The 24,830-nt window shown below is 70.2% G+C and carries 24 protein-coding genes; 9 read left to right on the top strand and 15 right to left on the bottom strand.

Features of this window, described 5'->3' with window-relative positions:
* Positions 1–4 precede the first annotated feature (4 nt).
* Positions 5–790 (bottom strand): protein phosphatase 2C domain-containing protein, encoded by a 786-nt coding sequence (locus OG303_RS17940; protein ID WP_405869400.1) that lies wholly within the window; start codon positions 788–790, stop codon positions 5–7.
* A 378-nt stretch (positions 791–1,168) separates the two neighbouring features.
* Here OG303_RS17940 and OG303_RS17935 point away from each other — a divergent pair, with 378 nt between their 5' ends.
* The 5 genes from OG303_RS17935 to OG303_RS17915 are packed head-to-tail and all read left to right on the top strand — an operon-like array spanning position 1,169 to position 7,364.
* Positions 1,169–4,549, top strand: a complete 3,381-nt coding sequence (locus OG303_RS17935) for a nitrate- and nitrite sensing domain-containing protein (protein WP_405869399.1) — start codon at positions 1,169–1,171, stop codon at positions 4,547–4,549.
* Positions 4,546–5,049: a roadblock/LC7 domain-containing protein gene (locus tag OG303_RS17930; RefSeq protein ID WP_405869398.1), complete on the top strand. Its 504-nt coding sequence runs from the start codon at positions 4,546–4,548 to the stop codon at positions 5,047–5,049. The genes OG303_RS17935 and OG303_RS17930 overlap by 4 nt, the downstream gene beginning before the upstream one ends.
* Positions 5,046–5,456, top strand: coding sequence for a DUF742 domain-containing protein (locus tag OG303_RS17925; RefSeq protein WP_405869397.1), 411 nt, complete (start codon positions 5,046–5,048; stop codon positions 5,454–5,456). Before OG303_RS17930 ends, OG303_RS17925 begins: the two co-directional genes overlap by 4 nt.
* Positions 5,437–6,075: a GTP-binding protein gene (locus OG303_RS17920; RefSeq protein WP_405869396.1), complete on the top strand. Its 639-nt coding sequence runs from the start codon at positions 5,437–5,439 to the stop codon at positions 6,073–6,075. The genes OG303_RS17925 and OG303_RS17920 overlap by 20 nt, the downstream gene beginning before the upstream one ends.
* Before the next feature lie 35 nt (positions 6,076–6,110).
* On the top strand, positions 6,111–7,364 hold the full coding sequence (locus OG303_RS17915) for a styrene monooxygenase/indole monooxygenase family protein (protein ID WP_405869395.1): 1,254 nt from the start codon (positions 6,111–6,113) through the stop codon (positions 7,362–7,364).
* Here OG303_RS17915 and OG303_RS17910 read toward each other — a convergent pair.
* From OG303_RS17910 to OG303_RS17895, 4 genes are all read right to left on the bottom strand, one after another.
* On the bottom strand, positions 7,337–8,401 hold the full coding sequence (locus OG303_RS17910; RefSeq protein ID WP_405869394.1) for an NlpC/P60 family protein: 1,065 nt from the start codon (positions 8,399–8,401) through the stop codon (positions 7,337–7,339). The two genes, OG303_RS17915 and OG303_RS17910, sit on opposite strands and share 28 nt — an antisense overlap.
* A gap of 102 nt (positions 8,402–8,503) precedes the next feature.
* The gene (locus OG303_RS17905; RefSeq protein ID WP_405869393.1) at positions 8,504–8,803 is read right to left on the bottom strand and encodes a hypothetical protein; all 300 of its coding nucleotides are present in this window, start codon (positions 8,801–8,803) and stop codon (positions 8,504–8,506) included.
* Between the two features lie 10 nt (positions 8,804–8,813).
* Complete coding sequence (locus OG303_RS17900; protein WP_405869392.1) at positions 8,814–9,461, bottom strand: TetR/AcrR family transcriptional regulator; 648 nt, start codon at positions 9,459–9,461, stop codon at positions 8,814–8,816.
* A gap of 123 nt (positions 9,462–9,584) precedes the next feature.
* On the bottom strand, positions 9,585–10,523 hold the full coding sequence (locus OG303_RS17895; protein WP_405869391.1) for a diiron oxygenase: 939 nt from the start codon (positions 10,521–10,523) through the stop codon (positions 9,585–9,587).
* Positions 10,524–10,650: 127 nt separating this feature from the next.
* Between OG303_RS17895 and OG303_RS17890 the strand changes: the two genes are divergently transcribed.
* A complete protein-coding gene (locus OG303_RS17890; protein WP_405869390.1) occupies positions 10,651–11,760 on the top strand; it encodes a ferritin-like domain-containing protein in 1,110 nt (369 codons plus the stop codon).
* Positions 11,761–11,790: 30 nt separating this feature from the next.
* The gene (locus tag OG303_RS17885; RefSeq protein WP_405869389.1) at positions 11,791–12,657 is read left to right on the top strand and encodes a hypothetical protein; all 867 of its coding nucleotides are present in this window, start codon (positions 11,791–11,793) and stop codon (positions 12,655–12,657) included.
* A 16-nt stretch (positions 12,658–12,673) separates the two neighbouring features.
* Here OG303_RS17885 and OG303_RS17880 read toward each other — a convergent pair whose 3' ends face one another.
* The 7 genes from OG303_RS17880 to OG303_RS17850 all read right to left on the bottom strand — a co-directional run bounded on the left by OG303_RS17880 (position 12,674) and on the right by OG303_RS17850 (position 19,421).
* Positions 12,674–13,183 (bottom strand): DUF3291 domain-containing protein, encoded by a 510-nt coding sequence (locus OG303_RS17880; protein ID WP_405869388.1) that lies wholly within the window; start codon positions 13,181–13,183, stop codon positions 12,674–12,676.
* A 67-nt stretch (positions 13,184–13,250) separates the two neighbouring features.
* Positions 13,251–14,726 carry a peptidoglycan D,D-transpeptidase FtsI family protein gene (locus OG303_RS17875; RefSeq protein WP_405869387.1) on the bottom strand — a complete coding sequence of 492 codons (1,476 nt, stop codon included), beginning with the start codon at positions 14,724–14,726 and terminating at the stop codon, positions 13,251–13,253.
* Positions 14,726–16,096: an FtsW/RodA/SpoVE family cell cycle protein gene (locus OG303_RS17870; protein ID WP_405869386.1), complete on the bottom strand. Its 1,371-nt coding sequence runs from the start codon at positions 16,094–16,096 to the stop codon at positions 14,726–14,728. Before OG303_RS17870 ends, OG303_RS17875 begins: the two co-directional genes overlap by 1 nt.
* 43 nt (positions 16,097–16,139) lie before the next feature.
* Positions 16,140–16,637: an SH3 domain-containing protein gene (locus OG303_RS17865; protein WP_405869385.1), complete on the bottom strand. Its 498-nt coding sequence runs from the start codon at positions 16,635–16,637 to the stop codon at positions 16,140–16,142.
* A 206-nt stretch (positions 16,638–16,843) separates the two neighbouring features.
* Positions 16,844–18,088, bottom strand: a complete 1,245-nt coding sequence (locus tag OG303_RS17860; RefSeq protein ID WP_405869384.1) for an ATP-binding protein — start codon at positions 18,086–18,088, stop codon at positions 16,844–16,846.
* The gene (locus tag OG303_RS17855; RefSeq protein WP_405869383.1) at positions 18,088–18,825 is read right to left on the bottom strand and encodes a hypothetical protein; all 738 of its coding nucleotides are present in this window, start codon (positions 18,823–18,825) and stop codon (positions 18,088–18,090) included. The genes OG303_RS17860 and OG303_RS17855 overlap by 1 nt, the downstream gene beginning before the upstream one ends.
* Positions 18,826–18,914: 89 nt before the next feature.
* Positions 18,915–19,421, bottom strand: coding sequence for a dual specificity protein phosphatase family protein (locus tag OG303_RS17850; protein WP_405869382.1), 507 nt, complete (start codon positions 19,419–19,421; stop codon positions 18,915–18,917).
* Between the two features lie 101 nt (positions 19,422–19,522).
* On the opposite strand from OG303_RS17850, the gene OG303_RS17845 reads away from it, so the two are divergent.
* Positions 19,523–20,326, top strand: coding sequence for a nuclease-related domain-containing protein (locus OG303_RS17845; protein ID WP_405869381.1), 804 nt, complete (start codon positions 19,523–19,525; stop codon positions 20,324–20,326).
* 28 nt (positions 20,327–20,354) lie between these two features.
* Here the strand turns inward: OG303_RS17845 and OG303_RS17840 are convergent, their stop codons facing one another.
* Both OG303_RS17840 and ligD read right to left on the bottom strand, forming a co-directional pair.
* On the bottom strand, positions 20,355–21,512 hold the full coding sequence (locus OG303_RS17840) for a vanadium-dependent haloperoxidase (protein WP_405869380.1): 1,158 nt from the start codon (positions 21,510–21,512) through the stop codon (positions 20,355–20,357).
* A 348-nt stretch (positions 21,513–21,860) separates the two neighbouring features.
* Complete coding sequence (gene ligD / locus OG303_RS17835; RefSeq protein ID WP_405869379.1) at positions 21,861–22,742, bottom strand: non-homologous end-joining DNA ligase; 882 nt, start codon at positions 22,740–22,742, stop codon at positions 21,861–21,863.
* A gap of 53 nt (positions 22,743–22,795) precedes the next feature.
* On the opposite strand from ligD, the gene OG303_RS17830 reads away from it, so the two are divergent.
* The gene (locus tag OG303_RS17830; RefSeq protein ID WP_405869378.1) at positions 22,796–23,860 is read left to right on the top strand and encodes a Ku protein; all 1,065 of its coding nucleotides are present in this window, start codon (positions 22,796–22,798) and stop codon (positions 23,858–23,860) included.
* A 328-nt stretch (positions 23,861–24,188) separates the two neighbouring features.
* On the opposite strand, the gene OG303_RS17825 is transcribed toward OG303_RS17830, so the two are convergent.
* The gene (locus tag OG303_RS17825) at positions 24,189–24,647 is read right to left on the bottom strand and encodes a hypothetical protein (RefSeq protein WP_405869377.1); all 459 of its coding nucleotides are present in this window, start codon (positions 24,645–24,647) and stop codon (positions 24,189–24,191) included.
* Between the last annotated feature and the right edge of the window lie 183 nt (positions 24,648–24,830).

Raw genomic sequence — 24,830 nt, 5'->3', positions numbered from 1 at the left:
GGCGTCACAGCTCCACGTGGACCACCGTCGCGTCGTCGTGTGTCTTGCTCCGCCGCAGGAACACCCGTTCCGTGTCCGCGGCTTCCAGCCTGCGCACCCGCCCCACCAGCGCCCCCGCCCCCTCCTTCCGTACGAGCCGGAAGCAGTCCGCCCAGTCCCCCTCGCGGAACTTCTCCACCCACCGCGTGGCCCCGTCGGTCAGCGCCGCCAGCGCGCGGACGTCTCCGCGAGGCAGCACGCCCGTCACCGCCCGCTCCGCCACCGACGGATCCGCCGCCGCGGTGAAGAAGCCGCCCTCCTTGTTGCGGACGGTGGAGTCGACCAGGGCGTCGGTCGCCAGGGAGGAACGGGGCAGCCGGGACAGCCGGTCGTCCAGGAGGGACGCGACCGAGCCCTCCGACGACTCGACCAGGAGTGCCGAGTCCGACAGGACCAGGTACTCGACCGTCTGCGGCGACCACCGCGCCACCACCACCGTTGCCTGCGGTGTGCGTGGGTGAGAAAGGTCACAGGTGGCGGCGTGCGCCGACGCGGTGCGGGCGATGGCGCGGGAGAGGGCCTGCGGCAGCGGAACATCCGGGAGCGAAACGGTCAGTTCGGTCAGGGCGCCGCCCAGGCGCGCGACGTACCAGGGGACCGAATGCAGACAGCCCGTCTCGCCGCGCGGGGGCGTCACTCCGTCCAGGACGACGAGGGCGCCGCCCTGGCCGGAAGCGGGCAGGGCCACCGAGGCGAAGTCCTCGTTGGGGCGGGCGGGATCGCCGGGCTCCGAGACAAGTTCCGTACGCATTCGGCCAGTCTGCACGACGTCTTCACAAGGGTCGCCAAAGGCTGGCATTGGTCGCCGAATTGGCGCACTCGCGCAGGTCAGACGCCTGGTTTGGGGTGGAATCCGTTGTTCCGGGAACCCGTGTCGGCGAATAGTGCCACCGCCCGGCGCGGACGTCCAACCGGCCCGCCGCGCAAGGTCATCGCATACGTCCGAGGAACTTGCTCGCCAACTCCCCTCCGATGTTCACTCCTTCGGGTGGCGGGTCAGGTGATGCTCGGCCACTGCTCACCGGCACTGGGAGGGTCGGGGACCGTACCGGGGGTACGCACGGTCGGCTTCAGTTGACGGAGCGTCACCCGGGCCCATGAGTATCACGAGTCAGGAATGCGAGCACCGGTGCAGAAGACGCGGCCTCGTCGCACAGGCAAGCAGACGGATCCCGCAGCGGGCGTGGAGGGCACGCCCGGCAGCACCGGCACCACCACCGGCAAGGGCCGGCCCACCCATGTACGCAACCGGCTCGTCGTCGCCGTGGCCGTCGTGGCCGCCGCCATCGCCGGGGCCGGAGCGCCCTCCGTCCTCGCCGCCTCCGGCCAACTCAAGGACTCCCAGGACCTGGTGACGCTCGCCGAGCAGACCCAGGACGCCCTGGGCCTGGCCCACTCGCTCGCCGACGAGCGGGACGAGGTGACCTCGTACATCGCCGCAGGCCGGCCCAAGTCCAAGGCGCCCGCCGAGCAGTCGAGCGCCCGCGTCGACCGGCAGGTCGAGGACCTGCGGGAGAACACCGACACGCCTCCTTCCCTGCGCGGTGACCTCGACGGCATCGCCGCCCTGCGCCGCTCCGCCCTCACCGGGAAGAGCACCGCCATCGAGGCGCACGACGCCTACTCCGCCGCCATCACCGAACTGCACCGGCTCGCCGAGCAGTTGGCCGAGCAGATGCCGCCGCGGGCCGGATCGGGCGCATACGCCCTCGCCGAGCTGGACTCCGCCGTGCAGCAGTCGGCCGCCGCCCGCGGGCTCCTCCTCGCGGCCCTCAACGTGCCGACGTCCACCCAGAGCGTCATCAACCCCACCACCGGCCTGGCGACCACGGTCACCACCTCCTCGGCCGCCGACACGAGGCAGCGCAACGCGCTGAGCGCCGCCGCCCAGCAGGCCCGGCTGCGCTCCGACGCGGCCCTCGCCGACTTCCACGAGACCGCCACCAAGGCCGCCCGGACCTCGTACGACTCCACGGTCACCGGTCCCGAGGTCAACTCCGCCGACAAGTACCTCGCCGTCCTCACCGACCAGCCGACGCTGAGCACGTCCGAACTCGGCACCAGCGCCACGAAGGTCGACGCCGCGCTCTCCGCCCGCATCGACGCCATGCGCGGCGCGGAGTCCGCCCTCTTCGACCGTCGCACCAAGGACCTCGCCCAGCTGCGCGACGACGACGTCAGCGCGCTGGAGATGCGCATCGCCGTCCTCGGCGCCCTCATGCTGCTCGCCGTCGGTGTCGCCACGGCGATGGCCCGCACCCTCACGCGCCCGCTCTCCGTCCTGCGCCGCGGCTCGGCCCGCCTCGCCGATTCGGCGGACCCCGCGGCCGAGGAAGCGATCACCTTCACCGGCCGCGACGACGAGTTCGCGCAGGTCGTCCGCTCCGTCAACGCCCTGCACGCACAGGCTGCCGCCCTGCACGAGCGCATCGCCACCCTGGAGGCCGACCGCAAGCACCTGGTCGGCCAGCGCCAGAAGATGGCCGACGCCCGCGAGGAGTTGCGCACCGAACTCGCCGACTCCGCAGCCCAGTTGGAGCGGCTGCGCGAGAGCATCGGCGGCACGTTCGTGAACCTCGCCCTGCGCACCCTGGGCCTGGTCGAACGCCAACTTGCCGTCATCGAGGGCCTGGAGGAGCGCGAGCACGACCCGGACCGCCTCGCCACCCTCTTCAAGCTCGACCACTTCGCCACGGTGATGCGCCGGCACAGCGAGAACCTCCTCGTCCTCGCCGGCACCGAACACGTCCAGCAGAGCGCGCACCCCGTCCCGCTCGTCGACGTCGTCCGCGCCGCGGTCAGCGAGATCGAGCGGTACGAGCGCGTCCGCATAGCCGTGCTGCCGCCGCACGCGCATGTCGCGGGCTTCGCCGCGGACGACCTGTCGCACCTCCTGGCCGAACTGATGGAGAACGCCACCGCGTTCTCCCCGCCCGACGTGCCCGTCGAGGTCTCCGGCTGGCTCCTGGAGAACGGCGAGGTCATGCTCTCCGTCCAGGACGAGGGCATCGGCATGACCGACGAGCGCATGTCCCGCCTCAACACCCGCCTCGCCGAGTTCGACCCGGACTCCCCCTACGACCACGAGGGCGAGGAGGGCCTGGGCCTCGGCCTCTACGTCGTCGCACGCCTCGCCCACCGCCACGGCGTCCGCGTCCAGCTGCGCGAACAGAAGCAGGGCGGCGTCACCGCGGTCGTGGTCCTGCCGAAGCCCCTCCTGGCATCGGCCCAGCCGTCCGCGGTCCCGTCCTCCTCCACCCCCGCCCCCGGCACCACCCAGACCTTCTCCCTCCCGGGCGCGGACGCGGAGGCCAACTCCAACGTCTTGTACGGCCGCTCGAAGTCCACCGACCCGCTGGTGGCCCTGGCGGAAAAGGCACTGCAGAACCGCCCGTCCCCGGAAGCCCCCGCCACCGTCCCGGAGCCGAGCCAGAAGCCCCCGGCGGCCCCCGCCGAACCCCACCCGTCGCCCGAAGTCCCGCCGGTCGAGACGACGATGGAACTGCTGCTTCCGGTGCCCGGGGTGGAGGTTCACGGCGGAGCGGGGGCCGAGGTGACGGGGGACCTTGGTCAGTCGGAAGCCGGGGTGATCGAGGGTCATGGCGATCCGGCAGCCGATCTGGTGGAGGTTCGCGGCGGGTCGGCGGCCGGGACAGCAGAGAGCCTCGGCCAGTCGGCAGCCGAAGCGGTCGAGGCCGATGGCCGGCCGGCGCCGGATGCGGCGCTTGCTCTTGGCCGATCGCCGGCCGATCCGGCGGAGGGACTTGGGCAGGCAGCGGCGGACGCGGGGCAGGCCTTTGGCCGGCCGGCGACCAATTCGGCGGAGGCTCTTGGCGAGCCGACGGCCGATGAGGCAGCGAGCCCTTCCCAGTCGGCAGCCGATACGGCTCAGAGCCACGGTCAGCCGAGTGCCGAGACGCCGGAGAACCCTGGGCACCCCGCGCCCGAGGCAGCCGAGGCTCACCCGCAGCCCGCGCCCGAGGCAGCTCAGGCTCACCCGCAGCCCGCACCCGAGACTGCCCAGAGCCACCCGCAGCCCGCACCCGATGCGGCCCACCTCCAGCCCGCCCCCGAGCCGCGCCCGCTTCACCCCCAACGCGCAGCCGGTGACGGCGAGTTCGCCCCACCGGGGCCACCCGCACCCGACGACGAAGCTGTCACGGGTGGTGCGGGTGGGAGCACACTCCCTGCCGGAGGCGAAGCCGAGGCGGAGGCCGAGCACTCCCGTGCGTCCGACGAGGAACCCCTCACCGCCAAGGGCCTCCCCAAGCGCACCCCCAAGATCACCACCCCCACCGCCCCACCCCGCCCGCGCAGCGGCTCCATAGACGCGGAGGCACTCCGCAGGAGACTCGGCGGGTTCCGCCAAGGCGCCCAGGCCGGCTACCGCGACGTAGAGGCGGAGATCGCCGAACAGACGGCGCAGAACCAGGTGCCGACCACCGAACACGCCGTACACGCCGTATCCGAAGAAGCCACGGGGGGCACTGTCGAGGAGGCAAGCAGTTGACCGCGCCCAGTACCTTCGGACTGAGCAGTGAAGCCCGTAACCTGCACTGGCTGCTGACGAACCTGGTCGAGGAGGTGCCGGGCATCCAGTCAGTAGCGGTGGTCTCCTCGGACGGCCTGCTCCTGCTCTCCTCCGACCCCGGCCGCAACGACGAGGCCCGCCAGACCCGCGGAGCCAGGCCCACCGGCCCCCGAGGCTCCTCCGCCGACCTGGCCACCATCGTCTCCGGCATCGGCAGCCTCACCATCGGCGCGGCCAAGCTGATGGACTCCGGCACCGTGAAACACACGATGGTCGCGATGGAAGAAGGCAGCCTCTTCGTGATGTCGATCAGCGACGGCTCGCTCCTCGGCGTGCACGGCTCCGCGGACTGCGACATGAGCGTGGTGGCCTACCACATGGCCCTGTTCGTCGGCCGTGCCGGCCACGTCCTGACCCCCGAACTCCGCAGCGAGCTCCGCAAATCCCTGGAGCAGGACTCCGCCGGGAGCCCCCGATGAGCGGTGCGCCGAAGAAGCTCCCCATGCGCGGCGGCGACCGCAAGCCCGCCCGCGTCCGCCCCTACTCGCTCACCGGTGGCCGTACGCGCTTCGGCCACGTCCTCCTCGTGGAGACGTTCGTGGCCGCGCTGGAGGCCCCCGAGGAGCGCAAGGAGCTGACGCACAACACCGTCGGCCCCCGGGTCATGCCCGAGATGCTGGCCATCGTCGAACTGTGCCGCCGCATGCGCACGGTGGCCGAGATCGCCGCGCTGCTGAAGATGCCGCTCGGCGTGGTCCGCGTGCTGCTCAGCGACCTCGCGGACCAGGGCAAGATACGCGTGTACGGAACAGGTACCGGTCACGGCTCGGGCCGTCCGGACCGCGCTCTGCTGGAAAGGGTGCTGAGTGGACTCCGTCGTCTCTGACGCCGCTCGCGGTGTCTCCCCGCTCCTCGCCGAAGAGGGGCCCGTACAGCCCTGGCAGACGGACCGCACGCGCGCCCCCATCGCCACGAAGATAGTCGTGGCGGGCGGTTTCGGCGTCGGCAAGACCACCCTGGTCACCGCCGTCTCGGAGATCACGCCCCTGCAGACCGAGGCGCTGATGACCGAGGCGAGCGAGGAGCACGACGACCTCACCGCCACGCCCGGCAAGCTGACCACCACCGTGGCCATGGACTTCGGCCGCCTCACACTCGACGACGACCTGGTGCTCTACCTGTTCGGCACGCCGGGCCAGCAGCGGTTCTGGTTCATGTGGGACGACCTGGTGCGCGGCGCGATCGGCGCCGTCGTCATGGCCGACACCCGCCGCCTCAAGGACTGCTTCCCGGCGCTCGACTACTTCGAGAGCTGCGGACTGCCGTACATCGTCGCGGTCAACCACTTCGACGGCAGTGAGCGGTTCGAACCGGAGGACGTGCGGGAGGCATTGACGATCCCCGTGCACATACCTGTAATGATCATGGATGCGCGCCGTCGGATCTCGGTGATCGAGACCCTCCTGTCGCTCGTGGCCCACGCACTCGAGGAAACCCCCGAGTAGTCCCCCAGTCGTCGTCCGTAGGAGACACCACCCGCATGCGGAAGATACTCGTCGTCGGAGCCGGCCAGTCCGGACTCCAGCTCGCTCTCGGACTCCAGTCGCACGGGTACGAGGTCACCCTGATGTCGAACCGGACGGCGGACGAGATCCGCTCCGGCCGGGTCATGTCGACGCAGTGCATGTTCCACACGGCGCTGCAGTACGAGCGCGATCTCCAGCTGAACTTCTGGGAGTCCCAGGCCCCGAAGATCGAGGGACTCGGCGTCTCGGTGGCGGCCCCCGGCTCGCACGACCCCGGCCCGACCCAGCGCGTGATCGACTGGGTGGGCCGGCTCGACGGGTACGCCCAGTCGGTCGACCAGCGCGTGAAGATGGCCGGCTGGATGGAGACGTTCGCCCAGCGCGGCGGCCAGTTGGTCATCCACGGCGCGGCGGTCTCCGACCTCGACTACTTCTCCCGTACGTACGACCTGGTGCTGGTGTCGGCGGGCAAGGGCGAGCTGGTGTCCATGTTCGGCCGGGACGCGTCCCGTTCGCCGTACACCGAGCCGCAGCGCGCCCTCGCAGTCTCGTACGTCCACGGGCTCGGCCCGCGCCCCGAGCACCCGGAGTTCGACGCGGTCCGCTGCAACCTGGTCCCGGGCGTGGGCGAGCTGTTCGTCATGCCGACGCTCACCACCTCGGGCCGCGCGGACATCCTCTTCTGGGAGGGCATACCCGGCGGCCCGCTCGACGTCTTCAACGGCGTCAAGGACCCGGCGGAGCACCTCTCCCTGACCCTGGAACTCATGGAGAAGTTCACGCCGTGGGAGTACGCGCGGGCCACGAAGGTCGAACTGACCGACGCGGGAGGGGTGTTGGCGGGCCGTTACGCCCCCACCGTCCGCAACCCCGTCGGCCGTCTGCCCGGCGGCGGCCTGGTCCTCGGCGTCGCTGACGTGGTCGTCGCGAACGACCCGATCACCGGCCAGGGCTCCAACTCGGCGTCCAAGTGCGCGGCTTCGTATCTCGCCTCGATCCTCGATCACGGCGAGAAGGAGTTCGACGAGGACTGGATGCGTGGGACCTTCGAGCGCTACTGGGACACCGCGCAGCACGTCACCAAGTGGACGAACGCGATGCTGGCGCCGCCGCCGGAGCACATCCTCAACCTGATCGGTGCGGCCGGGCAGTTGCCGCCGGTGGCCGACCGGTTCGCCAACGGGTTCAACGATCCGGCCGACTTCGAGAACTTCTTCTATGAGCCGGAGAAGACGGGGGCCTACCTCGCTTCGGTCGCCGGAGCCTGACCACCGTCCGGACGGACCGCTCCCAGAACCGGATACGTCGCGATCGGCGAGACCTTGACGTCCTCGCCGGTGCGCGGCGCCTGGATCACCATGCCCCGGCCCACGTACATCGCGATGTGCGTGGCCTCGGGGAAGTAGACCACCAGGTCACCGGGGCGCAGCTGCTGGAGGGGGACTTTCCGCAGCTGCGCCCACTGCTCCTGGCTCGTCCGCGGGATCGGCGACCCCGCATGGTCCCAGGCCTGTGAGGTCAGCCCCGAGCAGTCGTACGTCTTCGGCCCCTGCGCACCCCACTGGTACGGCTTGCCCAGCTGCTGTACGGCGTACCGCAGTGCCCGGCCGCCCTCCCGTGACGGCTCGCGGTCGTCGCTCAGCGCGCCGGACGCCATGAACTGCTGCTGCGCCTTGGCGATCCCGTTCTTCTCCAACTGGGCGAGCGTGGCCAGCTGTTCGGGGGTGAGCGAGACGAGGAGTTGCTCGACGTCCTTCAGGCGCCCGCGTACGTCGTCCCGGTCCTTCTTCTGCCGTTGGGCGAGGGAGAGTTGGTCGTCCAGCGCCTTGCGGGCCTTGCGGGCGAGCTCGTCGGCCTTCTTCTCGGTGCCGGTCAGCCGCCCGACCGTCTCGGCCCGCTCCCGCGCCAACTGGCCGATCACATGGCCCTGGTCGAGCGCCTGCTGAGGGTCGCGGGCGAGCAGCAGGCGCACGTACGGGGAGATGTCGGTGCTGCCCTGGTACTGCTGCCTGGCCAGACGGCCCGCCGCACCCCGGCTGTCGTGCAGCGAGAGGCGGGCCCGGGCCAGCGCACGGTCCAGGCGGGTCACCTCGGCGCGCTGCTTCTTCAGCTTCTCCGCGGTGGCGTTGTAGGTCTCGGTGGCCTTTTCGGCCTCCCGGTACAGCCGATGAAGGTCCGTCAGCTGCTGGGAGACGGTGCGCCCGCCCGGCTCGGGTGCGGGTACGGCCGCGGCGGGCAGCGGTGCGAGGACGGTGCCCGCCGCCACTGCCGCCGTACACACCAGACGCAGAAGCCTTCCTGACACGTCATCACCTCCGGTGCGGGGCAGCCCCTCTGCTCCGCACAGTGAGCTTTGACGTCTCTGGCGTGAACGCGCGCCGGGTGTGCGCGGTTCGGCGCAACCTCGTCACCCGTCGGTGTCGTCCGGCTTGCCGCCCGGCGTGGCGTCTGGCCTGGACCACGGCCACTTCGGCTTGTCCTCCCTGCCCGTGGGGTCGTACTCGTACTTCCACCCGCGCGGCAGCCCGAGCCGCTTGCTGTGGCCGCGCGGCACGCGCCGGTAGACCAGCACGGTGGGCGGGCCGCCGGCGGCGTCCGGCACGGGGATGCGGTACGTCTTGGGCGGGTGCCCGGTGGGACCCACCATGACCGGCAGCACGCGGCCGTCCATCGGCCCGCCCTCGAAGGGGGTGTCTTCGCTCTTCACGGCACCAGTCTCAGGCTTCCTCAGCCAGCGCCTGCACCAGCGCGGCGGTCTGAGGGTCCCGGCTCGCGGTCACCGAGAGGACGGCCACGAACTGGTCGACCAGCCAGTCCCGGAGTTCGTCGAGCGGCGGCTGCTTCTCCTCGTCGAGCCAGATCAGGGAGGCCGCCTCCACCGCCGTGATCCACATCCGTACGGTCATCCGCAGCAGCAGCCCGGGGTTCGTCACCTCGAGATGGCTGAGGATGCGCTCGGCGGCGGCTCGGCGTACGCCGTCGACGATGGCGGTCGTCCGGGACGTCTCGACCACGCTGCCGCCCTGGAGCAGCGCGCTGAAGCCGGCGTCGTGCTGGTCGACGAAGGCGAGATAGCGGTCGAGGGCGCGGGCCAGGCGGGGGAGGAGGGGACCCTCGTGGGCCTCGTCGAAGCACTGCTGGAGTTCGTCCGCGGCGGATCGCAGGGCGGCCTCGTACAACTGCTGCTTGCCGCCGGGGAAGTACCGGTACACCAGCGGTCGCGACACCCCGGCCGCCTCCGCCACGTCGTCGAGGGAGACGTCCTCGGGAACGCGGTGTGCGAAGAGGTTCAGCGCGGCTTCGAGGAGCTGACTTCGTCGCTCCTCCACGCTGAGGCGGCGGTAAGCGGGGGCGGCGGGGGTCATGGGTGCAGCGTAGTCGTCGTAGCCGCGAGGTCGTTTTTGTCCGCGCGTGGGTGGCGGCTGCTCGCGCCCGCGCGAGCAGCCGCACATCGATGCAGCCCCGCGACCCTGGGGTGCTGCAGTCGGCTAGGCCAGCAAGCCGGACGACCTCCACAGCCGCCGACCGACCCCCCTGAGTACCCCGATGTCATCCAGGAAATCGGTCAGCCGCTTCGCCCCGGTCTGCATGACCTCCCGCCGATGCCCGCTCGCCTTCACCTGCGCCATGGCCTCCCGCTTGTCGAGCCCTACGTTCGTGTAGACCTCGGGGTTCACGAAGGCCACCGAGAACACCCGCGCGAACTCACCGGAGGTGACCCGGGTGAACTCCTGCGACCACTTCGGCGCCGTCACCATCTGCCGTCGCAGCTCCTCGCGGGCGTACCGGACGTGCCGGGCCTCCTCGACCACGTGGATGCGCGTGACGCCGCGGATCAGGGGCTGCACCCGCTCGTCCGGGAAGGTCAGCCGCTGCATCCAGTCGAGGACCTCCTCGCCCAGCAGGGTGGCCGTGAAGGATCCCGGCGTGGTTGAGATCGTCTTGAACAGCCGCCCCAGGTGCTGGTGCACGGGGGCCACCGGGTACCACGGCGCGTCCCCGCGCGAGATCAGCCGCGCGAACATCTTCGAGTGCCGGCACTCGTCCTCGATCTCGGTGAGGGCGTACCGCACGTGCGCGCTCGTGGCCGCCTTGTCGTAGATGTGCCTGACCAGCAGCTGCATGAGGATGAGCTCGAACCAGATGCCGAGCGAGGCGAGCGCCGCGGCCTCGTGCTGGGAGAGCAGGATCCGCTGTTCCTCGCTCATCCGCTTCCACATCGGCGTCTCGTACAGCGAGACCAGCTCCGGCGGCCAGAACCACTTGCCCTCCTCGAAGGGCGCGTCCCAGTCCAGTTCCCTGTCCGGGTCGAAGGAGTGCTTGGCGGAGGAGGCGAGGAGCCGTTCGGCCACCTGCTCGCGGTCCTTGAGCAGCCCGAGCGCGTCGCGCAGCCCGTCCAGCGCGTCGGCTTCCGTCAGGGTCGTCATGGTTCTCCCACCTCTGTTACCCGGGGTCACATCCTCCACCGCTTATGAGACTGCCTGTCAGCAAGCTCGTCAATCCCTCGCGCGCGACTTGTTGACCCCGCGTCTACCACGTGTGAGCCTGCGAGACATGCCGACTTACGACCTGTACGCCAAGGACCCGGGCGACCCCCACTGGCAGGTGCCGGCGACCGGCGCGGCACGCTTCGGCTGGGAGTACGACGACGGCCGCGACCGCCTGCTCGCCCTGTACCAGAAGGGCAAGGACAAGCAGTGGGACGGTCAGCGGCGGATCGACTGGGAGCTGGAGGTCGACCCGTACGACCCGCTTGGCACCCCCGACGAGTCGATGTCCCTGTACGGCACCAAGCACTGGGCCAAGATGACCGACAAGGACAAGGGCGAACTGCGCAAGCACTACGCCTCCTGGCAGTTCAGCCAGTTCCTGCACGGCGAGCAGGGCGCGATGATCTGCGCGGCGAGGATCGTCGAATCGGTCCCCGATATGGACGCCAAGTTCTACTCGGCGACCCAGACGATGGACGAGGCACGGCACGCGGAGATCTACGGCCGCTTCCTGCACGAGAAGGTCGGGATGCTGTACCCGATCAACGACAACCTCCAGTCCCTGCTGGGCGACACGCTGCGCGACAGCCGCTGGGACATGCCCTACCTCGGCATGCAGGTCCTGATCGAGGGCCTGGCCCTCGCCGCCTTCGGCATGATCCGCGACACGACGGACAAGCCCCTCCCGAAGCAGATCCTCGCCTACGTCATGCAGGACGAGGCCCGGCACGTGGCCTTCGGGCGCATGGCGCTGCGCGACTACTACCAGCAGCTCAGCGACGCGGAACTGCGCGAGCGCGAGGAGTTCGTCATCGAGGGCTGCTACCTGATGCGCGACCGCCTGCGCGGGGTCGAGGTCCTGGAGAACTTCGGCATCCCGACGGCGGAGGCGGAGGAGTACAGCGAGCAGTCCGAATTCCTGGCCCTGTTCCGCCAGTTGCTGTTCTCGCGGATTGTGCCCTGCGTCAAGGACATCGGGCTGTGGGGCAAGCGGCTGCAGCAGGCGTACGTCGACATGGGCGTGTTCGAGATGGGCAACTCGAACCTGGACCTGCTGATGGCCCAGGACGAGGAGATCGCGGAGAAGCTGGATGCGGAACGGTTCGCGGCGGAGGAGCAGGAACGGGTGTCGGAGGTGACGGAGGCGATCGAGGCGGGCATGACCGAGGGGTGACAGGTCACCCGCATGCAGTAGCGTGCTGACGTGTCCACGCCTGAGCCGCCTCCGCCGCCCCAAGGACCGTACGGGTCGCAGAATCCCTACGGTCAGCAGCCGCCGCCCCAAGGCCCTTACGCCGCCGGTCCGTACGGGCAGCAGCCGCCCGCGCAGCCGTACGGCCAAGCGCCCGTCCCGCCGTACGGCCAGCAGCCCGCGCCGCCGTACGGGGCCCCCTACCCGCAGCAGCCCTACGGCTGGGGCCCGCCGCCGAAGAAGCGGCGGGTCGGGCTGATCCTCGGCATCGTGGGCGGGGTCGTCGGAGTGATCGTGGCGATCGTGGTGGGGCTCGCGGTGATCGGAGCGAAGGTCGAAAGCGGCTTCCCAAAGGCCGAGTTCGCCCTGACCCTGCCCAAGACACTGCTGGACGGGCGCTACGAACTCACGGACGACCTCTCCGACACCGAGGGTCAGAAGATCGAGAAGGAGATGGACGGCGCCTGGGACGCCAAGGTCACCGACTCCAAGGTCGGCCAGTACAGCCTGGGCGGCGACACCACCAAGGGCCAGCTGGTGATCTCCGGCATGTACGGCCGGTTCCAGCACACCGACCAGGGCCGCAAGGGCATGCTCAAGGGCGTCGGCGAGACCGAGGGCATGACGGTGGCCGTGCAGCCGAAGGACTTCCAGCCGGGCGGCTCGGGCATCACGGTCACCTGCGAGGTGGTCACCCAGGAGCAGCTCGGCACGAAGCTGACGTACCCGGTCTGCGCCTGGGCGGACGGCAACACCGCGGCGGTGGTCGCCGAGGTGACCGAGGAGACGATCACCCAGTCCCCGTCCGACGTCGACCTCGAGGCATCCGCGAAGACCACCCTCCAGATCCGCTCGGAGACCCGGAAGGCGATCGAATGACGACCGGTCGCCGCCGCTAGACCGAGCACCCCAGATCGTCCGGAACCGCCAACGGCACCGGCTCGGCTCCCTGTGCCGGGAACGACGTCCGCAGCGTGAAGGCGTACGGCGTCGGCCCGTTGGCCCGCAGGTGCAGCAGCCGCTGCTCCGCCTCCGCCACCGTGGGCCGGTGCCCCGCCGGCACCCACCACATGACGACCATCATGTCCCGCACCCGCTCGAACCACTCCCGCCGGCGGGCCAGCATCTCGCGGTGGCGGCCCTCGTACATGAACGCGGTCAGGGCGTCGGCGTCCTGCCACACCGACATGTTGATGATCAGCCACTCGTCGCCGAAGACGGCCACGTCCGTGGCGTTGCCGGAGTCGCTTTCGAGCCGCCAGACGAAGCCCTCCGCCGCGTCGGCGTCGGCGTTCACGGGGTCGAGGCTGTCGACGAAGTCCTTCAACTGCGGTGAGTCCAGGGGGGCTTTGAGGCGGCCGATATTGGCCTGGGCGAGTTGGTACGCGGCTTCGGATGTCGTCATGGACCGAACGATAGGTCGGGAGCTCCGCCGAGCCCAGCCCCCGTCTCAGTACGTGAGCCGATTCGGGTCAACTGCCGCTGTGTGAAGGGGAGTTCAGCACCGCTTCCATCACCGACCGGGCGATCGGCGCCGCCAGCCCGCCCCCGGTGATGTCCCCCCGCTCCGCCGAACCGTCCTCCACCACCACGGCCACCGCGACCTTCGGATCCAGGTCGTGGTCGCCCTGCGCCCACGACACGAACCAGGCATACGGTGTCCCGGCGTTGCCGACGCCGTGCTGGGCGGTGCCGGTCTTGCCGCCGACGACGGCGCCGGGGATCGCGGCGTTCGTGCCGGTGCCCTCGGTCACGACGTCCTCCATCAGCTCCTTCATACGGTCGGCGGTCTCCGGGCTCATCGCCTCGCGCGCGGGACGCGAGCCAGCCGTACCCACGGTGGCGCCGTTGCTGGTGGTCGTCCGCTCCACCAGGTACGGCGACCGCACCTGCCCGCCGTTCGCCACGGCCGCCGCGACCATCGCCATCTGCAGGGGCGTGGCCCGCGTGTTGTACTGCCCGATCGACGACAGCGCCAGCTGGGCCCTGTCGACCGAGTTGTCGAAGGTGCTCGGCGCCACGGAGAAGGGGATGCGCACCTTCGCGTCGTTGAAGCCGAAGTTCTTCGCCGTCGCCGCCATGTCCGCCACGCCGACGTCCACGCCCAGCTTCGCGAACACGGTGTTGCAGGACCACTCGAAGGCGTCCCGCAGCGAGGCGTCCTCGCATCCGTCGCCCTCGTTCATCAGCGTGGTCGTCGTCCCCGGCAGCCGGTACGGATCGGGCGAGTCGGTCGCCCGGTCGAGGTCCGTGACGACACCCGCGTCCAGCGCGGCCGCCGCGGTGACCACCTTGAACGTCGAACCCGGCGGATACGTCTGCCGCACCGCCCGGTTGAGCATCGGCTTGTCCGGGTCGTCGTTCAGCCGGGACCAGGACCGCGCCGTCGCCGCGGCGTTCCCCGACAGCACGGCGGGGTCGTACGACGGACTCGACACCAGCGCCAGCACCCGCCCCGTCGACGGCTCGATCGCCGCCACCGCGCCCTTGCGCCCGTCGAGCCCCTCGTAAGCCGCCTGCTGCGCCGCCCTGTTGAGGGTCGTCACGACGTCGCCGCCCCGGTTCTGGGCCCGCGTGAGGTTGTTCACCAGGGGGAACGGCGAGAGCATCGGGTCGGTGCCGGACAGGACCGCGTCCCCGGTGTGCTCCAGCAGCGTCGTGCCGTACACCTGCGAGGCGAAGCCGGTGACCGGGGCGTACAACGGGCCGTCGGTGTACGTCCGTTCGTAGCGGAGCTGCTCGCCGGAGTCCCGGGAGCCGGTGACGCTCTCGCCGCCGACCACGATGTCGCCGCGCGGCTGGCCGTAACGGGCGATCGTGGAGCGGCGGTTGGCGCGGTTGTCGTCGTAGGACTGGGCCGTGAAGAGCTGGATGCGGACGGCGTTGACGAGGAGCGCGGCCAGCAGGACGGCGCAGAAGAAGGCGGCGTGCCGGATGTGTTGCGTCATCAGGGTGCCGCCTCCCCGTCGTACTGACTGCGTGCCGAGTGGCTCACCCGGATCAGCAGCGCCACGATCGCCCAGTTGGTGACCACCGACGAGCCGCCCTGCGCGAGGAACGGCATCGCCATGCCCGTCAGCGGGATCAGGCCGGTCACCCCGCCCGCGATCACGAACACCTGGAGCGCAACGATCGAGGCCAGCCCGACGGCGAGGAGGCGCCCGAAGGGTTCGCGCAGGGCGAGGCCGGCCCGGTAGCCGCGCTCCACGAGCAGGCCGTAGAGGAGGAAGATCGCGGACAGGCCCGCCAGGCCCAGTTCCTCCCCGGCCGTCGCGAGGATGAAGTCGGACTTCGTCGCGAAGCCGATGAGGATCGCGTGGCCGAGACCGAGGCCCGTGCCGAGGACGCCGCCCGCCGCGAAGGCGAACAGGGACTGGGCGAGTTGGTTGGGGCCCTGGCCGGCGTCGATCGACGCGAAGGGGTGCAGCCAGTCCTGGACGCGGCCGTGCACATGCGGCTCCAGCCAGCCGACGGCCACGGCGCCCAGGGCGGCCAGCAGCAGACCGACGGCGATCCAGCCGGTGCGGCCGGTCGCGACATACAGCAGGACGACGAACAGGCCGAAGAACAGCAGCGAGGTGCCGAGGTCGCGCTCCAGGACCAGGACGCCGACGCTCAGCAGCCAGATGGCGAGGATCGGGCCCAGCACCCGGCCGGTGGGCAGCTGGATTCTCCTGAACCGCCAGACCTGACGGCCGGTGTAGGCGAGCGCGCTGCGGTTGGCCGCCAGATACGCGGCGAAGAAGACCGCCAGCAGTACCTTCGCGAACTCGCCCGGCTGGATGGAGAATCCGGCGATCCGGATCCAGATGCGGGCGCCGTTCACGGCGGGGAAGAGGATCGGGAGCAGAAGCAGGACGAGCGCGGCGACGACGCAGACGTAGGCGTAGCGCTGGAGGACGCGGTGGTCGCGGAGCATCAGGACGACCACGGTGAACAGGGTCACGCCCAGGGTGGACCACACGAGTTGGGTGGGAGCCGCGTGGTCGTGGGGGGTCTCCAGGTCGAGCCGGTAGATCAGGACCAGACCGAGGCCGTTGAGCAGGACGCCGATGGGCAGCAGGAGCGGGTCGGCGTACGGGGCCCGCAGCCGCACCGCGCAGTGGGCGAGGAGCGCGAGCACTCCGAGCCCGGCGCCGTAACCCGCGGCACCGGGCGGGATCGTGCCGTTCCTGGCGAGGCCGACATTGCAGTAGCCGTACACGCAGAGCAGTACGGCGACGACGATGAGGGCGAGTTCGATGCCACGGCGCCGGGGCAGACGTACCGCGCGAGCGGGGGTGTCCGCCTGTACCACGGTGGTTCCGGCCTTGGTCATGTCCGGAACTTACCCAAATAGGGGGTCATGTGATCTCAGACTGTCAGCACCAGCGCGGCGTAGTCCCGATGGTGTCGATGTAGCGCGCCGAGCCCCACGCCCAGGTGCCGTCCGTGAGGAGGTACCAGGTGCGGTTGCCCTGGACGCTCTGGCCCGGGGTCCTGCAGAAGATCGAGACCCGCTGGCCCCGGTGGGCGACCCGGATCACCTGGCTGCCGCGGTTCGGCGCACTGCGCAGCAGCAACTCGCTCGCGGTGACGACGCCTTGGTAGAGCCGCTGGTTGTTCTGGTTGCCGCCCTGGCTCCAGTCGCCGCCCTGGTTTCCGTCGCCACCTTGGTTTCCGTCACCGCCCTGGTTTCCGTCACCGCCTTGGTTCCAGTCGCCGTCCTGGCCGGGGTCGTCCTGGTTGCTGGAGCCGGGGTCGCCGCTGCCGGCGTTCCAGTCGTCGTCCGCGAGGGCGGGGGTGACGGCCATGGAGGTGACGAGTGCACCGGCGGCGCCGGCTATCGCCAGGCGAGTGAGGACGTTGCGCAGGGACATGGGGGTACCTCCACGAACGGGGGTGAAGCTGACTATTCGCCACATTAGGAGCAGCCCCAGGGCACCGCCCGTCAAGCTGGTCCATAGGAGCGCCCGGTCTTTCAGGGGCGCGGAGAACTGCGGAGAACTGCGGAGAACTGTGCAAGAGACCCCACAGGCCCTCACAAAACCGCGGCCGACGAACGGCCGGCGGTCCCGAGCTCTTCTCAGTCCCCTTGACGAAGAGTCAGCCGCGCCACAGCCCCGCCATCCACCGCGTTCGCGAACTCCAGCCGGGCGCCGAGCACCTCCGCCTGCCCGACCGCGATGGTCAACCCGAGCCCGTGCCCCTTGGCACCCCCCTCGGTACGGAACCGCTGCGGCCCGTGCTCCACGAGATAGTCCGGGTACCCGTCCCCGTGATCCCGCACGGTCACGACCGGCCCCTCCACCGTCAGCGACACCGGCCCCCGACCGTGCTTGTGCCCATTGGCGACGAGATTGCCCAGCACCCGCTCCAGCCGCCGCCGGTCGGTCTCCACCCGGGCGTCCCGCAGGACGACGACCGACGTGTCGGTGCCGGACGCCCGCACCACCCGCTCGGCCAGCGCGCCCAGTTCCTCCGCGTCGAGCTCCACCCGCTCCCGCCCGGTGTCCAGGCGGGAGATCTCCAGCAGATCCTCCGTGAGCGTGCGCAACGCGGCGACCCGGTCCCGCACCAGCTCCGTCGGCCGCCCCGGCGGCAGCAGCTCGGCCGCCGCGTGCAGTCCGGTCAGCGGGGTGCGCAGCTCGTGCGCCACGTCCGCCGTGAACCGCTGCTCGCTCAGCAGCTTGCCCTGCAGCGAGGCCGCCATGGAGTCCAGCGCGGCGGCGACCGCGGCCACCTCGTCATGGGGGTGCGCCGGATCCTTCGTACGGGGATCGCCGACGCGCGCGTCCAGGTCGCCCCCGCTGATCCGCCGGGCCACCTGCGCCGTGGTCTGCAGCCGCCGGGTCACCCGGGTCACCGCGATCGCGCCCACCAGCAGCGTCGCCCCGATCGCCAGGCCCGACGACCACAGGATCGCCCGGTCCAGGCCGGCGATGGTGCGGGACTGCTGCGAGTAGTCGACCTCGACGGCGAGCGCCCGGTTCCGGTCCGCGGGACCCGCCGCCCACATCGTGGGACGCCCGTGCCGGTCGGAGACCATCGTGCCGCGGTCCCCGTCCACCGCCAGCTCGCGCAGTGCGTCCGGCAGCCCCGGCGGATCGACGCCCGTGCCCGGCACCAGCGTGTCCCCTGCCTCGTACGCCTTCGTCGCGTCCGCCAGCCGGGACAACGCGAGGTCGCGGGCCTGACCGACGGTCTGGTTCGTCACCGAGACGTGGACGAGCACGCCGAGCAGCGCGGCGAGCGCACAGCACATCACCGTGATGAAGACGGCGGCCTTCACGGCGAGCGTGCCGGCCCACTGGGGGAGCGCGAGCCTCATCACGGGCTCGCCGAGGGAGAGGCGGACGGGGACGCGGACGGCGAGGCGGACGGGCTCGACAGGCGCTCGCCCTTGCCGATGTGCAGCATCTCGTCGTGGGTCAGCAGCATGAGGTGCTGGTCCGGGTCCCAGGTCCACTGGAAGCGGTACTCGTAGTCCGAGAGGTCGGACGGCGCGTGGATGATCACGGAGTGCCCGGCCAGCTCGACGCCGCTCACGGCGTCGTTGTTGGACATGACCTGGATCACCCGGCCCCCCTCGACGGTGTAGACGCGCACGGCCGTCTGGTTGCCGGGCAGCAGCCGGAAACCCAGGGTCAGGTCGGGGTGCCCGTCGCCGGTGAGGTCGCGGTAGTACGCCTTGAGCAGGGGGCACTTCGCGTTCGCCGGCTTCTTGCCGCAGTAGGCCATCCGGCGGGCCGTCTCGCGATACGGCGCTTTCGAGCCGTCGTAGTCGTCCGGATGCTGGGAGATCTCGGCCTTGATGACGTCCACCGGATCCACCTTGCGGATGTCGTCGCCCGGAGCCGTGACGCCCTTCATGGCCTCGGCCTCGCCGTTGTCGTAGTTCCAGGCGGGGCTGGAGGCGGGAGTCAGGCTCGGCCAGAGCTTGGCCGGACTGGTCGCGGTCGGCGTCGACCCCGCACCCTGCAGCCCGCCCGCGTCACCGCATCCCGCCGCCAGCAGGGCGAGAGCGGCAGCGGCGAGCGCTGTGCGGGCGGCGCGGGTGCGGCGCACTGGACTCCTGTGGCTCATAACGACCGGTGACCCGGTACACCCTATTCGTCCGGCGAAACGATTACCTCGCTACCCGACCTTGCTCTGCCTCACTCGGTCAGCTCCTCCAGCAGCCGGGCCGTCGGCAGCCCCGCCCGCAGATAGTCGACGAAGAGATCGTTGTGCAGCGCCCACGGCGAGCGGCGGGAACGGATCAGCCGGATCGCCTGCTCGGCGGGGTGCCCCCGGCGGACCAGGGCGTGCGCGATCACCAGCCCCGAGCGGTTGTACCCGTGGTAACAGCGGACGAGGACCTTGCGGCCCTCGTCCAGTGCCTCGCTCGCGGCCTGTGCCAGGCGCATCACGCCCGCGAGCTGTGTGCCGTCCAGCGGCCCGTCCGGTATCGCCCACACATGGTGCTCCACGCCGGGGTCGGGCCCGTGCCCCGGCAGTCTCAGCAGGGTCTGTACGAGATCGAACTCGTCCCGCACGACAGCGAACTCCAGTTGCCCGGTCTGACCCCTGAACTCGTGCCCGCCCATCCACAGTCCGGGCACTATCTCGCTCCATGGACTGTCCGGAGCCGGTACGTCGGGTTGCTTCCTGCGGGTACGCAACAAAGGCCTCCCCAAGTGCCCCTCCCAACTCCTCTCAAAGGTAACCGGGTTCTTGCCCGGGGAGCACCCCGCCTGTTCCCATGGTCAAGGGGTGATGGTCCATGACCGGACTGCGTGTCATACCGTCCTGGCGGCACGGCCAGGAGCGGCTCTACGTCTGCCTCACGGACGGGCGGAACATCGCCTGGTACGACCGTGAGGCCGCCCGGGTCAACCTGCTCAGCGAGGACGAGCGGGAGGGAGTGCTCCAGGTCCTGGGCCCCTTCCTGACCGGTCCGGTGACGGTCGGCCCGCCGCCGGTGCCGACCCCGGCCGAGCTGGCCCGGCTCTCCCTCCACCCGGACGACGACCTGGCGCCCAACCGGCCCGGCGAGGCGCTGCTGGTCGCCCTGGACCGGGATCCCGGCCCGTCCCACCGGCTGCGTCCGGACCCCCGGCGCAGGGCGCTGGCGGCGGAACAGACGGTCGGCGAGGCCCTGGACCGCCTCGACGGCGCGGGCTGGCACACCCTGCACTCGATCCCGCTGCCCGGCGGCGACCGCGTCCACCACCTGGTGATCGGTCCGGGCGGCCTGTTCGCCGTCCACACGCTGTACGCCCGCAAGCAGCGGGTGACGGTCGCCGACCCCATGGTCACGCTCGGCCGCCGCGAACCCCACCCCCTCCTGCGCCGCGTCCGCGCCGACGCCGACCGGGCGTCGTACGCGCTCACGGCCGAGGTGCACCCGGTCCTGGCCCTCGCGGAACCCTCGGACGTCTCGATCCCGGCCCCGCTCCGCGAGGTCCGCGTCCTGAAGGACACGGACCTCGACGGCCTGGCCCGCCTCGGCGGCGTCCTCAAGCCGGCGGACGTGGAGGCGCTGCACGCGATGGCACGGGACCGGCAGACGTGGACGAAGGTGTGACCCCCTGTGCAACCTTCTGTGCGACCTCCTAACGAAGGGGCTTGAAGTAGTGGTCGAGCGCCCATTCGCCGATGCGGCCGCCGACCTTGTTGGCGACGACGTCACTGGTGCGGAGGTGCACCCCACCCCAGACCCGGGCGTTGATCACGTCCCGGTTGTAGTCCTTCTCACTGGTGTACGTACGAGTGGTGCCCGTGACCGCGGACGAGATACGGAAGTCGATGTCACCGCCGGTCAGACGGGACAGGAGACGCATCACGGCGCCGTCGTTGATGCAGTGGCCGCTGATGTAGTCCGGATAGGGGGGAGTGTCGAGCAGCGGCAGCCAGGACGGGTCCGGCGCGGTGGCGGGATTGCCGTCGGTGTCGGCCAGCTGGATCGCGGTGATCGGCCGCCACTGGCCGTAGTTCAGCTTGCTGTCCCACGCGGTGATCGCCGCGTCGGCCGTGGCCGTACCGGTGGCGGCGAAGAGTCGCGCGGCCTCGACAATGTCGAGCCCGTGCCGCTGGACGTACCCGCGATAGGCGGCCTGGAACTGCACCGGCAGCACGTCACTGAAGAACCGCCCGGTCTCGGTCTGCGCCGCGTTCCGCGCCGATCCGGTCTTCGCGCCCATGGCCTTCACCTCGGCGAAGTCCTTGGTGTAGGCCTTCGAGGTCAGCGCGGGCGGCGGTCCCGGCCGGAACTGGTCGGACGAGCCGAGCAGCATCGGCCGCACCTTCGCGAGCCAGGGGTCGACCATGGGCGCGTTGGCGGGCAGGGTGGACCGCCAGACGCCGGGCGCGGGCGGTTTGTCGTACGTCACCGGGGCGCCTCGTCCGTCGTTCTCGCGGAGGTGGATGATCCGCGAGGCGGCGCGCTCACCGAAGCGGACGCCGTCGTCCTCGGCCTTCCCGTCCGGGATCTTGGCGAGGGAGGCGGTGTAGGCGGCGTCGAGCCGCGACTGTGAGGCCGGGAAGTACGTCAGCAGCACCCGGTGCGCGGCGGCAGCGGCGGCGGCTTCGGAGGAGGCGGACCGCGGCCCGCGCTCGTGCCACTTGTACTCGGCGTACCGCCCCTCGATGCCGACGACCGCGTTGTAGACGGCGGCGTCGACGAAGCCGTACCAGAGGAACTGCTCGGGCCCCGGACGCTTGGCGTCGGTCTGGACGACGGCGACGGCGGTCTCGCTCCAGTCGTTGATCACCGCGGCACTCGGGGCGGGCTTCGGAGCCCGGTTCGGGATGGCTGATGTGGATGAGGCTGCTGTGGACGAAGCCGATGTGGATGCCCAGGGCACGGCGCCGAGGGCGAGGACCGTCAAGCCGACGACGACGGTACGGCGGACGGTGCGGGAGTGGGCTGGTGCTAATGATCCAGGCTGATCCTTTGACAGAACGTTCGTCATGGGGTGCCCCCCTTGGCTGGTTTTTGTTGGAGCCAGGGTGCACCCGCAACGGGGGCGGACCGGGAAATTCCGTGGATTGGCCAGAGGGCTGAACGCGGGACAGCGCGTGGGCTGTCCGTCTTTCTTTCTGTCCGTCGTCTGACTGGCTCAGGGCAGCGATCCCGCGCCGTCCGGATCGAGCAGCGGGGCGAGCAGGTCGCCGTAGTCCTGCACCCGGGGCGCGATGTCCGTTGCCCGGAAGGCCAGTTGGGCCGGCGCCCCGCACGCCTCGACCTCGCTCCAGGTCACCGGGGCGGAGACGGTGGGCTCGGCCCGTGCCCGCAGCGTGTAGGGCGTGGCGGTGGTCTTCCGGGCGGCGTTCTGGCTCCAGTCGACGAACACCTTCCCGGGCCGCAGACTCCGCGTCATCCGGTGCAGGACGAGCCGCGGCATGGCCTTCTCGGCCTCCACGGCCAACCCCTTCGCGTACTCGCTGACCTGGTCGGACGGAGTCGGCCGTACGGCGGCGAGCAGATGCAGCCCCTTGGACCCGGAGGTCTTGACGTACGCGTCGAACCCGTCCGCCGCGAGCCGCTCCCGCAGCCACACCGCGACCTCGCAGCAGTCGACGACGGTGGCGGGCGCACCGGGGTCGAGATCGAAGACGATCCGATCGGCGACCCCCGGATCCCCGATGACCCACTGCGGCGTGTGGAACTCGGTGACGAGATTGGCCGCCCACATCAGACTCGCCAGATCCTGTACGAACACCATCCGCGCCGGCCCCTCCACTCGCGGCACCTCGGCGGTGGTGACCCAGTCGGGCGTACCGGGAGGCACGTTCTTGGTGAAGAAGACCTGTCCGTCCGGCCCGTCGGGATACCGCAGAAAGGAGACGGGCCGATCCCGCAGGTGGGGAAGCAGGACGTCTGCGGTGGTCGCGTAGTAGTGCAGCACCTCACCCTTGGTGAACCCGTTCCCCGGATACAGCACCTTCTCCAGGTTGCTGAGCGCGAGCCGTCTCCCCTCCACCTCTGTGATCGGCGTCATACGATAAGAATCCCACGCAAACTTGTCTGGAACGTCGTAAACCGATTGAAAGGGTGCTGAACGTGCGATCCATATGGAACGGTGCCATCTCGTTCGGTCTGGTCAGCATCCCGATCAAGCTGGTGAACGCCACCGAGAGCCACTCCATCTCCTTCCGCCAGATCCACCTGGAGGACGGCGGCCGCATCCGCTACCGCAAGGTCTGCGAACTGGAGGAGAAGGAGGTGAGCGGGGCGGAGATCGGCAAGGGGTACGAGGACGCGGACGGCACGATCATCCCGATCACGGACGAGGACCTCGCCCAGCTGCCGCTGCCCACCGCGAAGACGATCGAGATCGTGGCCTTCGTCCCGGCGGACCGGATCGACCCGCTCCAGATGGACGCGTCGTACTACCTCGCGGCGGGCGGCGCCCCGGCCGCAAAGCCGTACACCCTCCTGCGTGAGGCCCTGAAACGCAGCAACAAGGTGGCGATCGCGAAGTACGCGCTGCGGGGGCGGGAGCGCCTGGGCATGCTGCGGGTGGTGGAGGACGCCATCGCCATGCACGGCCTGCTGTGGCCGGACGAGGTCCGCGCCCCCGAGGGCGTCGCCCCCGACACGAACGTCAACATCAACGACAAGGAACTCGACCTGGCGGACGCGCTGATGGACACCCTGGGCGAGATCGAGCTCGACGAACTGCACGACGAGTACCGCGAAGCACTGGAGGAGGTCGTCGCGGCGAAGGCGGCCGGCGAGACACCCCCGGCGACCCCGGAACCGGCAATGGGCGGCAAGGTCCTGGACCTCATGGCGGCACTGGAGAAGAGCGTGCAGGCCGCCAAGCAGTCGCGGGGCGAGGAGCCGGAGCCCTCGGACGAGAAGGCAGAGGTCAGACGCCTCCCGGCCCGCAAGTCGTCCCGGGCGACACCGAAACAGACGACCGGCAAGAAGTCGACGTCCACGGCCAAGAAGACAACGGCGAAGAAGACGGCGTCGACATCGACTTCGGCATCAGCATCGGCGAAGAAGACGACGGCGAAGTCGACACAGGGGGCGAAGAAGACGACGGCGAAGAAGACCACTGCAAAGAAGACGCCGGCGAAGAAGACGACGTCACGGAAGCGCACGGCCTGAAGCGCGAGTCGGCTCTGCCCGTGCGCCGCGGCATGCCGGGTCTATGTCCATGGCATGCCGTCCCGTCACCTACGTTGGAGCTTCTTCTCGTTCGTCCGGGTCATCCACGACTGGCAGGCCCAACGGGCCAGCCCACCAACGGCGAGGGACACGGCGACGGCGCCCCAGTCGATGACATGAGGCAACCCTGGGAAGAACCCGAAGAAGACGAGGCCCGCCACAAGGCCCGCAAGAAACGCACCGTTCGCGACTCGCCGCCGCCGAGTCTCCCTGTTGCGATTCGTCTGATCCGATCCTGGTTCATGTCGCTGCTCGGCCATGAGGACGCTCACTCCGTGACGTTGTGACACTGACTCACACGCCGCACACCACTGACGTAGAGATGGGCGCATGCTTTGCCATAACGAGGCAGCCTCTGCGGAGAGTTGTTCCGCATGGGGTCGATCTTGCACTCGTTGTGCGTTCGGCCTCGCGAGGTGCGATAGGTCCTGTTGTTCGTGTCGCCGTAGGTGAAGTCGATGCGCCAGTTGCAGAACCCGCTGCTGAGCGCCCCGACGAAGGCGCAGTCGACGCCGGCGTTCTGGTACGTGATCTTCCGGCCGGCCCCTCGGATGATGTGGGTGAAAAAGCACCCGGTAGGAACCTTCATCGTCATGCCGCCCACGCTGTACTCGAAGGTCTTCACGGGGGTCGAGCCGATGGCGCCGGCCTGGGCTTCCGTGGAGGCGGTTAAGAGGAGGGCTCCCACGGTGGCGAGAGCGGTGGTGAGACGGGCGGCGTACTGCAAGAGCAAGGCGGTTCTCCTTCTGAGGATCTCGTGATGATCACCAGGGACAACCAGGACTCGGCCCTATCGGTAGCTGGACCGCCGGAAGATTCACTGCGTTCAGCGGTCAGACCATCAGCGGGTTGACCAGCAGAAACGTTCACGGTAGCCCGCGAGGAGCGCTTCGGCGGACCGATCGATACC

This window comes from Streptomyces sp. NBC_00005, from assembly GCF_045160215.1.
Taxonomy (GTDB): Bacteria; Actinomycetota; Actinomycetes; order Streptomycetales; family Streptomycetaceae; genus Streptomyces.
The sequence above is the reverse complement of the archived record's forward strand: the minus strand, read 5'-3'. Positions and strand labels throughout refer to the sequence as shown.